Source organism: Pseudoalteromonas arabiensis, assembly GCF_001550155.1.
Lineage (GTDB): Bacteria > Pseudomonadota > Gammaproteobacteria > Enterobacterales > Alteromonadaceae > Pseudoalteromonas > Pseudoalteromonas arabiensis.
This window is the reverse complement of sequence record NZ_LRUF01000005.1, coordinates 273,431-285,722: the sequence shown is the minus strand read 5'-3', so window position 1 is coordinate 285,722 and position 12,292 is coordinate 273,431. Positions and strand designations below refer to the sequence as shown.

General features: G+C 42.2%; 16 protein-coding genes and 1 riboswitch. Of the genes, 4 read left to right on the top strand and 12 right to left on the bottom strand.

Translation table 11 applies throughout. The features are described 5' to 3' along the window. Positions 1-5 precede the first annotated feature (5 nt). Complete coding sequence (gene ubiU, locus PAARA_RS02060) at positions 6-998, bottom strand: ubiquinone anaerobic biosynthesis protein UbiU (RefSeq protein WP_062567413.1); 993 nt, start codon at positions 996-998, stop codon at positions 6-8. 80 nt (positions 999-1,078) lie between these two features. Here ubiU and ubiT point away from each other — a divergent pair, with 80 nt between their 5' ends. Then, positions 1,079-1,597 (top strand): ubiquinone anaerobic biosynthesis accessory factor UbiT, encoded by a 519-nt coding sequence (ubiT, locus tag PAARA_RS02055; RefSeq protein ID WP_062567412.1) that lies wholly within the window; start codon positions 1,079-1,081, stop codon positions 1,595-1,597. A gap of 39 nt (positions 1,598-1,636) precedes the next feature. On the opposite strand, the gene PAARA_RS02050 is transcribed toward ubiT, so the two are convergent. Next, the gene (locus tag PAARA_RS02050) at positions 1,637-2,008 is read right to left on the bottom strand and encodes a hypothetical protein (protein WP_062567411.1); all 372 of its coding nucleotides are present in this window, start codon (positions 2,006-2,008) and stop codon (positions 1,637-1,639) included. A 71-nt stretch (positions 2,009-2,079) separates the two neighbouring features. Further along, a complete protein-coding gene (locus tag PAARA_RS02045) occupies positions 2,080-3,693 on the bottom strand; it encodes an MFS transporter (RefSeq protein ID WP_062567410.1) in 1,614 nt (537 codons plus the stop codon). A 273-nt stretch (positions 3,694-3,966) separates the two neighbouring features. Here PAARA_RS02045 and narL point away from each other — a divergent pair, with 273 nt between their 5' ends. Genes narL through PAARA_RS02030 form a run of 3 tightly spaced genes read left to right on the top strand, consistent with a single transcriptional unit; the run spans position 3,967 to position 6,161 of the window. Further along, on the top strand, positions 3,967-4,620 hold the full coding sequence (gene narL, locus PAARA_RS02040) for a two-component system response regulator NarL (protein ID WP_062567409.1): 654 nt from the start codon (positions 3,967-3,969) through the stop codon (positions 4,618-4,620). Next, entirely contained in the window at positions 4,620-5,861 is a 1,242-nt protein-coding gene (gene moeA, locus PAARA_RS02035) for a molybdopterin molybdotransferase MoeA (protein WP_083515235.1), read from the top strand. The genes narL and moeA overlap by 1 nt, the downstream gene beginning before the upstream one ends. 15 nt (positions 5,862-5,876) lie before the next feature. Next, the gene (locus PAARA_RS02030; RefSeq protein WP_062567407.1) at positions 5,877-6,161 is read left to right on the top strand and encodes a hypothetical protein; all 285 of its coding nucleotides are present in this window, start codon (positions 5,877-5,879) and stop codon (positions 6,159-6,161) included. Here the strand turns inward: PAARA_RS02030 and PAARA_RS02025 are convergent. The 9 genes from PAARA_RS02025 to moaA form a co-directional block, all read right to left on the bottom strand. After that, positions 6,158-7,327 (bottom strand): ATP-binding cassette domain-containing protein, encoded by a 1,170-nt coding sequence (locus PAARA_RS02025; RefSeq protein WP_062567406.1) that lies wholly within the window; start codon positions 7,325-7,327, stop codon positions 6,158-6,160. The genes PAARA_RS02030 and PAARA_RS02025 overlap by 4 nt on opposite strands. A gap of 17 nt (positions 7,328-7,344) precedes the next feature. Continuing rightward, positions 7,345-8,037 carry a molybdate ABC transporter permease subunit gene (modB, locus tag PAARA_RS02020; RefSeq protein WP_062567405.1) on the bottom strand — a complete coding sequence of 231 codons (693 nt, stop codon included), beginning with the start codon at positions 8,035-8,037 and terminating at the stop codon, positions 7,345-7,347. Between the two features lie 4 nt (positions 8,038-8,041). Next, positions 8,042-8,794 (bottom strand): molybdate ABC transporter substrate-binding protein, encoded by a 753-nt coding sequence (modA, locus tag PAARA_RS02015; RefSeq protein WP_083515233.1) that lies wholly within the window; start codon positions 8,792-8,794, stop codon positions 8,042-8,044. A 10-nt stretch (positions 8,795-8,804) separates the two neighbouring features. Continuing rightward, positions 8,805-9,254 (bottom strand): molybdenum cofactor biosynthesis protein MoaE, encoded by a 450-nt coding sequence (locus PAARA_RS02005; RefSeq protein ID WP_062567402.1) that lies wholly within the window; start codon positions 9,252-9,254, stop codon positions 8,805-8,807. A 2-nt stretch (positions 9,255-9,256) separates the two neighbouring features. Then, positions 9,257-9,502: a molybdopterin synthase sulfur carrier subunit gene (gene moaD, locus PAARA_RS02000; protein WP_062567401.1), complete on the bottom strand. Its 246-nt coding sequence runs from the start codon at positions 9,500-9,502 to the stop codon at positions 9,257-9,259. Positions 9,503-9,516: 14 nt separating this feature from the next. Continuing rightward, on the bottom strand, positions 9,517-9,987 hold the full coding sequence (gene moaC / locus PAARA_RS01995; RefSeq protein WP_062567400.1) for a cyclic pyranopterin monophosphate synthase MoaC: 471 nt from the start codon (positions 9,985-9,987) through the stop codon (positions 9,517-9,519). Next, positions 9,987-10,538, bottom strand: coding sequence for a molybdenum cofactor biosynthesis protein B (gene moaB, locus PAARA_RS01990; protein WP_062567399.1), 552 nt, complete (start codon positions 10,536-10,538; stop codon positions 9,987-9,989). Before moaB ends, moaC begins: the two co-directional genes overlap by 1 nt. Further along, positions 10,526-11,098, bottom strand: a complete 573-nt coding sequence (mobA, locus tag PAARA_RS01985; protein WP_062567398.1) for a molybdenum cofactor guanylyltransferase — start codon at positions 11,096-11,098, stop codon at positions 10,526-10,528. The genes moaB and mobA overlap by 13 nt, the downstream gene beginning before the upstream one ends. 1 nt (position 11,099) lies before the next feature. Next, positions 11,100-12,071: a GTP 3',8-cyclase MoaA gene (moaA, locus tag PAARA_RS01980; protein WP_062567397.1), complete on the bottom strand. Its 972-nt coding sequence runs from the start codon at positions 12,069-12,071 to the stop codon at positions 11,100-11,102. Continuing rightward, positions 12,059-12,190: riboswitch (molybdenum cofactor riboswitch) on the bottom strand. Its footprint overlaps the gene before it by 13 nt. Positions 12,191-12,292: the final 102 nt, after the last annotated feature.

Below are 12,292 nucleotides of genomic sequence, written 5' to 3'. Positions count from 1 at the left end.
GACCTCTATTTCCACTTACGGTGATAAGCACCTAATGTTGTTTGTTGTCCCTCAGATAAATGACTTAATGTTGACTGCCATTGCGGCTCAATAGAAAAAAGCTGACTGTCTTTTTTTGCTTGATCAATCGCCGCTCGCCATACTTGAGTAACTTGTTCTACATAGGCAGGGCTACGCTGTCTTCCTTCTATTTTTACTGACGCGATATTCATCGCTAACAGCTCTGGTAATAACGACAACGTATTTAAACTAGTCGGCTCTTCCAACGCATGGTACATCTCGTTATTCACAACAAAGCGTCCTTTGCATAAAGTTGGATAGCCTGCTTGTTCGTGCTCAGAAAATTGATCGATTAGCACCCCATTTAAGCGAGACTGCATTCGCTCACCTTCTTGCTGCCAACGCACAAATTTAGCGGGTGAACAAGCCCCCGTCGTATTAGGTGACTCTCCTGTTAAATAAGATGATAAATAACAGCGCCCTTCAGCCATAATACATAAACTACCAAACGCAAATAACTCAAGCTCAATATCCGTAGTTGTCGCAAGCTGTCTTACTTGCTGAATACTCAATACTCGAGGTAAAACAACACGCTTAACACCAAACTGTTTATAAAAATCAATCGCTAGTGCATTTGTGACAGACGCTTGAACACTCACATGAACCTCTTGCTTGGGATGGTGATTCGCAATGAAATCAAGCGCAGCAATATCAGCAACAATTAAAGCATCAACGCCAACAGCAACAGCCTGCTCTATAGCATATTGCCAACGATTAAATTGATTTGGATGGGCAAAGGTATTAATTGCGACGTGTAATTTTTTGTGATGTTGATGACAATATTCAGCGGCTGACCTGAGTTGCTGCTCATTAAAATTAAGACCAGCAAAATGACGTGCATTTGTATCATCATTTAAGCCAATATAAACAGCATCAGCACCACTGTTAATGGCTTTCTTTAATGAGTGTAAATTACCTGCGGGGCAAAGTAGCTCCATACCCACTCCTGATTATTTAAACTAGTGAATAAATTATCAATAATGGTAAGTGAACCAACCTTACAAGGTAATCTACTAATATGATTAGTCTACATGATATTTTGAAGCATAAAGCGCAGCTGTTTTTTACCCCTAAATGGCTAACGCGTGTTACTCATATAGCACCAACTATAAGTATAAATTGGTTAGTAACTCAGCATTTAAATAAGGTGTTTGAAACACACATTGCAGAAGGAGAATTGGACTTTTTAGCGGATAAACAGTTATGCATAGAGGTAAATAACCTCCCACTAACCTTATTGATTTCTTTGGAGCCGACAAGCAAAAAATTGCAAGTGTACGTGATAAAACAGGGTCAACTTCCAGTAAAAAGCATAAAGTACGATGGAAAACTAACAGGCAGTAGCGACACATTTTTATGCTTAATAAGTGGTAAGCATGATCCCGATACACTGTTCTTTTCTCGTAAGTTAACCATTCAAGGCGATACTGAATTGTGCCTTACCGTTAAAAACTGGCTAGATACTCAAGAGCCACATAATAGTTTACCAACTTGGCTTTTTAACGAACTAACACACTATATCGAAACGCTCCCATAAAAAAGGCAGCAAATTGCTGCCCCTACACATTGAAACCTTTTAACTGCCTACCATTTCAACTAGGTTATCTTCTCTATCTAGGACGATATACATTGCCGTGTTTTTGCCACTTTGAACATCATTTATCATTGACTTCATACTGCTTTCAATCACGCTTTTATCAACATCCGCACTGATACTTGTCACAAATAATAGATCCCATTGGTGGTTAATACTGTCGGCTTCTAGGCATAAAGTTGAATAGTCATTTAATTCAGCGGGTAATTTATCGACACACATAACAGGCTCAATAATGCCCTTGTTAACTTCATTCTTCGAACTTTCAATATTCGCCTTGGTAAATAATAGTAATAGCTTAACGGGTTCCGCTTGGTAACGAGCCATAGACAATAATTCTTGAAACTTACTCATATCTGTTCTTTCCTGTAAAAATAAAAAAGAGCCAAAAACCGAAGTTAATGGCTCTAGACAAGTGGAGATCGTTACGGATTGTAAAACTCGCCGTCTTTTCTTAAATAAAACCACCAGTTAATAATCAAACATAGTGCATAGAAAACAGCAAAACCGATAAGTGCCACCTCGGGTGTTGTAGCCTTAATTTGCTGGCCGAATACCATAGGAATATAAAATGCCCCATAAGCTGCTACAGCTGATGTCCACCCTAATACAGGCCCTGCTTGTTCCTTTGGAAAAACCATCGCAATGGTTCTAAACGTTGAGCCATTACCAATACCAGTTGCTGCAAAAAGTAATAAAAACAGTACAAAGAACGGCATAAAGAATTCTTCCGGTGTCGCAGACTGATAAGCTGCTTTCATATAATATGCCGCCCCTAATGAAGAGCCAACCATCACAACTGAGCATATTTGCGTCACAAGTGCTCCGCCCCATTTATCTGCAATCCAACCACCTAAAGGACGGATTAACGCGCCAATAAAAGGGGCCATCCATGCATACATAAGTGCGCTTGGACCGTTTGGGTTAAGCGTATTATGCGTGATCACACCATCAACCATAATATGTTGAAAACCAAATATTACCTTAATAGCCAAAGGAAATGCTGCAGCAAAGCCAATGAATGACCCAAATGTCATGGTATAAATAGTACTCATCACCCAAGTGTGTTTATTGTTGAAGATTTGATACTGCTTAGTCAGACTTTCACCAATTGCACCTGGCAACATTTTTAATAAAAAGACCGTAATGGCAACAACTAACACCAGCACGAGTTCTTTAGGCACACCAAACCCTGAGCCATTTGCTGACTCAGGCAACATTAACCACAATCCCGCAGCGGCAGTCGCTAGACCAATCGTTAACATGATTGAAATCATCATAAATGCGCTCAGCGGGCTACCCACATTAGGTGAAACCTCTGGCGTGCGGATGTTATTCATTCCAAACCAAGTTGCAAAAAATAATGGCACTAAGAGTAATAACCATAAAAAACCACCATTTTGCAGCCATGTCTCTGAACCTGCAGGAATTTTACCTATCAAGCTACCTGATGTACTGACCAAGGTGACAGGGTCTCCACCTAATGCGCCAAAGACCCCATATGTCATGAAAAGAGGAATTAAAATTTGCATGGTGGTTACACCAAAGTTCCCTAACCCCGCATTTAGACCTAATGCTAAGCCCTGTTGTTTTTTAGGAAAAAAGAAGCTGATATTCGACATGGAAGAAGCAAAGTTTCCTCCACCAAAACCTGAAAGAAGCGCCAGTAACTGATACTGCCAAAGTGGAGTCGTAGGGTCTTGTAAAGCAAGGCCTGTAAAAACTGCAGGTATAATCAGTAATGAAGTGGTAAAAAAGATTGTATTTCGTCCACCACAAAATCGAATAAAGAAACTACTAGGGATACGTAAAGTAGCTCCCGACAAGCCCGCTATCGCTGTTAATGTAAATAGCTCTTCTGCGCTAAAGTTAAACCCTGCATTCATCATCTGCACGGTTAAAATTCCCCAGTAGAGCCAAACAGCGAAGCCACAAAGTAAACTAGGGATTGAAATCCATAAGTTTCGTTGCGCTATTTTTTTACCTTGGGAATTCCAAAATGCTTCATTTTCCGGTTCCCATTTGTGTAGTTCAGCCATGTGCTGCTCCTCTCAATCGAATTACATTCACTATGCGCACATAAACTAAACTCAACAATTCACATTGATAGGTAAGCTAAAACTCGATAGAAACCAAAGACACCTACCCACTTATAGGTAGATGGACAGGTAATGCATTGTTTATTTAAAACAATTTCATTTCGTCAATAGGTTATTGGGAGTAACACACTGTCTTTTAGATGAATCAAAAATTGATCCACGCTAATATAAATTACCCCGTCAGCCGATAGGCTTCAGTAAAAGAGTCAGAGTATGAATGCATTAACCAACTCAATATTATTAGTGGATGATCACCCGTTATTACGCAAAGGTTTGAAGCAGCTAATTGATTTAGAAGATGAACTTAGCGTGATAGGTGAAGCCGCAAGTGGTAAAGAAGGGCTTCGCTTGGCGATTGAACATGACCCCGATTTAATTATTCTCGATCTCAATATGCAAGGTATGGATGGCCTTGAAACCCTTAAAGCGATGAGAGCAAATGACATCACTTCTCGTATTATTATGCTGACAGTATCTGACAACGACGAAGATGTACTCACCGCAATTAGCTATGGCGCTGATGGATACCTACTCAAGGATATGGATCCTGAGGATATTCTTGAAAAAATAAAACAAGCTGTCATTGGTAAAATGGTGTTAAGCGAGAAACTTACAGGCGTTCTAGCACAGGCAATTCGTAAACCTGACGTATCACAAAAAGCGAATATCCTAAACTCATTAACCAGCCGTGAGTTTGAAATTTTAAAGTTAATTGCCAAAGGCTTATCAAATAAACTGATCGCCCGTGAGCTGGATATCTCTGATGGTACTGTGAAAGTTCATGTTAAACATTTACTAAAAAAATTAAGCTTACGCTCTCGTGTTGAAGCTGCGGTTTGGATGATCAACCAACAAAAAGGATCGTAATGATGAATGCCGTCTTTTCTTTTCAGCAAGCAAGCGATGCACTCTTATCAGGTAGTCCTTTATTAGTTGGAACTGAAACATTACCCCTATCTTCTGCGCACCGTCGCATTCTTGCCAAACCAATTATCGCCGGCGTTAACGTACCTAATGCAGATAACTCTGCCATGGATGGTTTTGCATTTCGTTTTAGTGATTTAAATGAACACACACATTTAACTATTATTGGTACTGCCTACGCTGGGCACCCATTCAACGGCGAATGGCAATCGGGTTGTTGCATACGCATAATGACCGGCGCGCATATTCCTGCTGGCTTTGATACGGTGATAATGCAAGAACATGTCACAGTATCTTCTGAGCAAACTATCACGTTAAATACAACACCTATCTTTACACAAAATGTACGTAAACAAGGTGAAGATATCAGTATCGGCAGCCAATTATTTGCGTCTGGGCAACGTTTAACAGCCACCGATATCGGTATGCTTGCCTCGCTAGGCATTGCCTCTGTTAGCGTTTATAAACCGCTTAAAGTGGGGGTTATTTCTACGGGGGATGAACTTTTTGAGCCTGGCACACCACTTCCACAAGGGGGAATTTACGATACTAACCGTTACACGATTCAGGCTATTTTAAATAATTTAGGCTTTGCGGTGCAGGATTTTGGCATTATTGCTGACGATCCTGACGCGCTAAAATCGGCTTTCGAGGAGGCACTTTCAAATACTGATGTCATTATTACCTCAGGGGGTGTTTCGGTCGGTGATGCTGATCACACAAAAACAGTACTCACAGAACTTGGCCAAATGCAGTTTTGGAAAGTCGCAATAAAGCCAGGAAAACCCTTCGCATATGGTCATTTTAAGCATTTAACACAAGACGGCCACAGCAAGCGTTTTATGGGATTACCGGGCAACCCTGTTTCAAGTGTTGTGACATTGCACCAACTCGCTATTCCTGCACTTCGTAAGATGGCTGGTGAAACAGTGTGTACACAGCCCCCTATGCAATTGCCTTTGGCGTGTGGCCTCAGTAAAAAACAAGGTCGCGATGAATTTATTCGAGCCACACTAATTGTCAATAACACGGGAACCTATGTTGAGCCTTTAAAAGGGCAAGGTTCTGGCATACTCAGTACTTTTGCAAAAAGCCAAGGTTATCTTTTGCTTGATGCTGAAAAAACGCAGTGGCAAAGGGGTGATTTAGTGCCTTTTATTCCGTTTGATTGTGCATTAAATTAGAAACAAAGTCTTACTATGCGAACACGTAAACCTGATCGCGTTAGTGCAATGCAGCAATTAATTGAACAGGTCAAAGTAGAGCTTCCCTTATACGAACCAGATACCTTTTTTTGTGGCACCGATAACTCGTGTATCGGTTGCCCTAAAAAGCTAATGGAATTAGTTGATACCGAACTATGCTACTGGGAACATCAGCTGCAAATAGGCACAATTCCTAATTTTGACGATATTTCTCGATTCGCGAAGCTCTGCAAAAATGTAAAACGCGGTTTAGTACGAAATAACTTAGTTGATAATTAACTGTGTAATGCGTCCGCTTTACCAATTAAAAACCACGTTTCATTTAGCTTGGGCTGTAGTTGATTAAATGATAAGCGCGTGATCCACACATGCAATGATGCGGGTTTATGCACACATTCTTGTTCGCTATTCACGAGCCTTACTTTCACCAACATACCTTGCTCTTGCCCCATATTAACAGGGTTAAACGCCGTGATCTGCACTTTTAATTGGTTCACAAAACTACTCTCTGGTAGTGCTGTTTTTGATAAACCCAGACGGTTCGCTTTCAGTATTAATGGCTGCACACACCCTATTTGATAATCTGAATTATACGCAGCAAAACAGCGCTGTCCGCTAACGTGATACTCTGTTAAGCCCAGTGCAGGAAAGTGAGCATGAACCTGTCCGTAAAACAGAGAAGTAAATTGACTCCCCTGTATGTTTTCACTCGATTGACCCTCTATTAACTGCTGCTGATAGCGCTCAATACCTTCATCTACAGGGAGCATTTGCCAATGTGTACTATCGTTTATCGTATGCTGCAATAAGCAGCTATCAGCCAATGCTAATACATCATCAAGCTGGTGGCATGCTAACAAAGCAGCACCTTGTACTTTACAAAGGTAGTCTTTTATAACCCCTATACAAGCTTGCTTATTAAATTGATCCAGCCCTGTAAGCGCTTCATCTAATAGTAATAAAGGCGCTCCTTTGATCATCGCGAGTAAAAGCGCTACTCGTTGTCGCTGACCGCCACTTAATTGATGAGCTCGACACGATAGTTTGTCGGTCAGCCCTAAGGGGTCTATTGCCCAACTTATATCAAATGGCTGCGCTTGTTGCTTGGCAACCAACTTTAATAAAGCGGCAATGGTTAGGTGGTCAAATAACAAAGGAGACTGTGTTACGTAAGCAATGCGTCGTTTATGCGCTGGCACACCTAACTGTTGTTGTCCCGTTACTTTTAACCCGCCTGAAGCTGGAGCAACACCCGCAATTGCATTAAACAAACTGCTTTTGCCTGCGCCACTTGGCGCTAATAACACCGTTATTTGCAAGGTTTTAAGCTGACAATCAAGTTGCTGAGAAACAGGCTTCGTACAATTTAGTTCAATATGCGCAACCACAGACTTAGACACACTCTGTAGGTCTGAAATACCAATGCAGTCGCTATTTAATGCCATCACCTGTCTAACCTTGTTTAAAACAAGCGAGTTGGTGTACTTACACGCTGCGTTTGCCTTTGCCACCATTGACATGCAAACACAACGGCAAATGAGGATACCAACATCAGCCCTGCAAGCGTATTTGCAGCCTGAAGATTAAAGCTCTCAACATGATCAAATAACGCCAGCGACACAACTTGAGTTTCTCCTGGAATATTACCGCCAATCATTAAAATAACGCCAAACTCACCCACTGTATGGGCAAAACTCAATGTTGCAGCAGTATAAATAGCAGGTTTAATCATAGGCAAAACGAGCCATAAAAACTGCCTCCAAGGCTTAAAACCTAGCAAAGCTGCACTGCTGTATAGGTTATCTGGTAGTTGCTCAAAGGCACTTTGTAGAGGTCGAAAAGTAAAGGGTAAACTATAGATCATCGACGCCACTAAAATTCCCGAAAAGCTAAAAACCAACTGCACTCCCAGCGTCTGTTGCAGCCATAAGCCAATACCTTGCTGCGGCGAAAATAGCACCAAAAAGTAATACCCAAGTACCGTAGGAGGCAAAACTAAAGGCAAGGTAATTAAGGTTTCGAGAAAAGGTTTGATGGCTCGTTTACTTCGCGCAAGCCAATATGCGCAAGGAATCGTTATAACTAACAGCGCCAGCGTAGTTAGCACGGCGAGTTTTAACGTAATAAAGATGGCTTGCAGGTCCCCTTCGTTCATCGCATTACCTATAGCCCATTGACTTTATTAACAGTTGTGCCTGTTCAGTTTGAGCAAAATGATAAAACTTGCGCGCAAATACTGAGTTATTTACCAATAAAGCATGCTGCTCAATTGGCTGATACCACTCACTGGGGATAGCGATGGCTGTGCCATTATGTGGCTGTTGCAGTAGACTTTTTGCAATTAAGCCCAACTGTGCATTTTTACTTTCAACATAGTGAAAAGTATGCAAAATGGATCCTCCTGTGACTATTTTTTTCGGCTTGATTTTTAAATGAGCCAATACCTCAACCGCAGCCTGTCCATAAGGTGCATAACGAGGATTCGCAATAGCCAAAGTGATATGGGGCAAACGTGTCATAACGCCTTCCAAACTGTCATAGCCCTCGGACGAATAAAACACCAATTCGCCAAGCGCATACACCGTGCTTTCAATGCCAAAACCATCGGTTTTTAGTTGTGTAGGTAATCGTGCATCTGCTGAAAAGAATACGTCATAAGGCGCTCCATAACGAAGCTGTGTCGCGAGTGTGCCTGACGAGCCTGTCACAACTTTAACCCGTATATCAGTTTTAACCTGTGCCTTGAATACTGGCAGCAACTTATCCATTACAGCGACAAAGTTAGCCGAGCAAGCAATCGTTAGCGAAGAGGATGTGTCTTTATCATTGGCGCTTGCTGGCAATACACAACACAATAAAATCAACACAGTCGCTATTGTGTATGTGGTTAGTTTATTTGTTAGCCTCTGCATCGTTTCAACCCTATAGCCACTGGGCTGCCGCTATCTGATCTTTATGATTGGCACTCACCCAACGCGTCTGCTCTCCTGCAACGTGCTCTTTTTTCCAAAATGGCGCACGGGCTTTAAGTAAATCAATTAAATACTGTGCTGCTTCAAATGCTGCTTCGCGATGGACACTCGACACTGCCACCAACACAATTTGGTCTGTTAAGCTTAATTTACCGACGCGGTGAATTAGGGTAACTTTTTCCAAGGGCCATAATGACAATGCTTGCTGCTCTAACTGGGTGAGGTATTTCTCTGTCATCGCTGGGTAATGCTCTAGATATAAACTATCAACTTGGTGGCCTTGATTAATGTCACGAACGCGGCCCACAAACATAACCACTGCGCCCGATACCGAGTCGTCAGCCAACATAGATTGATACTCTTCATTCATATCAAAATCTTGCTCTTGTACGCGGATCATCACTAACCTCCAGTAACGGGTGGAAACATAGCAACCTCATCGCCAGTGCTGAGGGCTGCATTATCATCAACCAAGGTTTGATTTACCGCTACTAACACATCTTTATCAAGTAACCAGGTGCGCCAACGTTCATCTCGTTTAGCTAATACTTGGCGTAACTCCCTAACCGACATACCTTGTGCATCGAGTTGTACCGTGTCACAACCTAAGCGTTCACGTAACTGCGCAAAAAAAAGTACCTTATTCATATGCTCCCCCTCAATTAACCGGTATAGGTGCCGCGTCTGCCACCACTTTTATAAGTGACACGCATGTCCTGCACTGTCATGCTTTGATCAACCGCTTTACACATATCAATTATCGTAAGTGCTGCAATTGATACTGCAGCCAACGCTTCCATTTCAACTCCAGTTTGCCCAACTAACTTACAATAACTTTGGATATCAACGGCACTGTCTTGGCTGTTAATAGAAAATTCGACCGCCACCTTACTTAATGCCAACGGATGACAAAGAGGGATCAAATCAGCTGTTTTTTTGGCAGCCTGAATACCTGCAATACGCGACACAGCCAATACATCGCCTTTGTTTAACTGATTTTGCTCAATAAGAGCCAGCGTTTCTGGTTGCATTACAACAGTTGCGCAAGCACGCGCTTCTCGTACCGTTGCTGATTTATCTGCAACATCAACCATGCTTGCTTGACCGCTTTTATCTATGTGCGTTAACTGCATTAATTCATCTCCCGTGAATGGCATTGTTCAACATGATGTGATTTAAGCTGGGCTACAAAATTGCACGGTCCACAGCGCAAATCGAGTTGCTGGCATAAAACTTCATCCCAAGCAGTCGCGCACGCATTTGGGCTGCCTGGCATAGCTACAACTAAGGTTCTATTGGCAAGCCCCGCTAAAGCTCTTGATTGCAGTGATGACGTGCCTATTTGTGAATATGACAAATGCCTGAACAGCTCACCAAAACCAGTCACGGGCACGTCAAATAGCACATCGATTGCCGAGGGCGTAATATCGTCAGGTGTAAGGCCTGTGCCCCCAGAAATCAGTACTACATCAATATCATCACTGGCTATCCAAGCAGCGACTTCTGCGCGCACTTTATAAATATTGGCTTTATGCAGTTGCCGGTTAAGTACATGGTGACCACTGTCTATGACTTTTTGCTGCAACAAATCACCTGCGGTGTCTTGCGCTGGGCCTCGACTATTACTTACCGTTAAAATCGCTATGTTTAATGCTACAAAGCGATTGCTTTTTACTCGCGCCATGCGTAATCCTTTTGATCAATCAAACAACAAGCATGCGCCCATTGTTGTGGTGTATTAACGTTATATAGCTCACGACTCTCGTCATTTGACTCAAACAATTCAATGACGGCCGCTCCAAGCTCTTCAAGTAAACCACTGACAGAACGCTGCCCATGCTCTAAACGTTGCTGGGCAATTAAACTCACGCGTTCAAGCCGATTGAGGTAACAAGGCAATACATTGTGTGCAAAGTAACACGCACAATCTCGTCTGCGCCCTTGGTTGATAAGGGTGCGTAAACTTGTTTCAGATAGCAGCGGCATATCGATAGGAATAACAAGCGCGTCATCATAATCGGCATGATTCAAACAGGCATGAATACCGGCGACAGGTCCTTGCTGTATAAATTTATCAACGATAAAACCGCTGCTATTTCGACTCACGATGATCTCATCGCAGCCCGCGTCTTTAAGGCAAGTAGTCGCACGTATTAATTGCGTTTGACCATTAATTTCAAGCAGCGCCTTATCTTGCCCCATGCGGCTAGAAAGGCCCCCAGCCAGAACAATACCCACTAACATACTAACCCCCTAACATAGCCAGTTGTTTGGTCAGCCCTGTTCGTCCCATTTGTAATTGATGGCCTTGCCATTTATGTTGAACACGACTTAAAAGGTGAGTTGCTAAGCCTTGCACATCCTGATTATCTAACCAAGGCGTTAAGTCATCATTTGCTTCACCAAATAAGCACAAATGTAATTTGCCTTCAGCAGAAACACGTAAGCGGTTGCAGCTTGCACAAAACGCCTTGCTGTAAGGCATGATCAAGCCAATTTGACCTGCATAGTTAGGATGAAAAAACTCCTCGGCAGGGCCCGCATCCACCGCCTTAGGGACTGCTCGCCAACCCGACTTTAAAAGCTGTTGCTTAAGTTGTTGGCCTTGTACATGTTGGGCATTGAAATAATCACGATTATCGCCGGTTTGCATAAGCTCAATAAAACGGAATGTGACGGGGTTATCTTTAATATAATCAAGAAATTGCTGAAATTGATTGGCATTGTACTGCTTGAGTAACACCGCATTTAATTTAACTTTTTTAACACCCAGCTCTAAAGCCTTATCAACACAAGCTAGCACTTCATGTAATGAGTCACTGCCGGTGATTTGTGAAAATGTATAAGGATTTAAGCTATCGGCGCTCATGTTTAGATTTGTTAAACCACTGGCCACTAAACGAGGGAGTTTTTCAAGTAAGCGATAGCCATTAGTGGTCATTGCAACGGTATCAATACCGTGAGTTTCACTGCATGCTGCTACGATATCAGCAAGATCTTTACGCAAAGTAGGCTCGCCGCCAGTTAGGCGTATTTTTTTAGTACCCGCCATCGCAAAGGCATTTACCAAAGTATTGATTTTATCAACACTTAGGGTTTTCGGACGTGAACCACATACATAGCCATCCGGTAAGCAGTAATTACATTTAAAATTACAAACTTCCGTTACTGACAAGCGTAGGTAGTTATATTTTCTATCAAAATTATCTTGCAACATCACAGCCTTTCCAAGTCGGGAGACAAACAAATTTCTTTATTTACCCGGTGGTCACCCACGGTACATTAACCATGCTAAAAACTAGTTTAGGTCGATGTACTTCAGCATCTTGGATACAGCTTAGAGAGTTTGTATGTGCATCACCATACAAAAGAGTAGGCAGGCAAACTACCCACAAATAAGTAAATACCAACTGTAAAGAAGCGATTAATTAGCCTTAT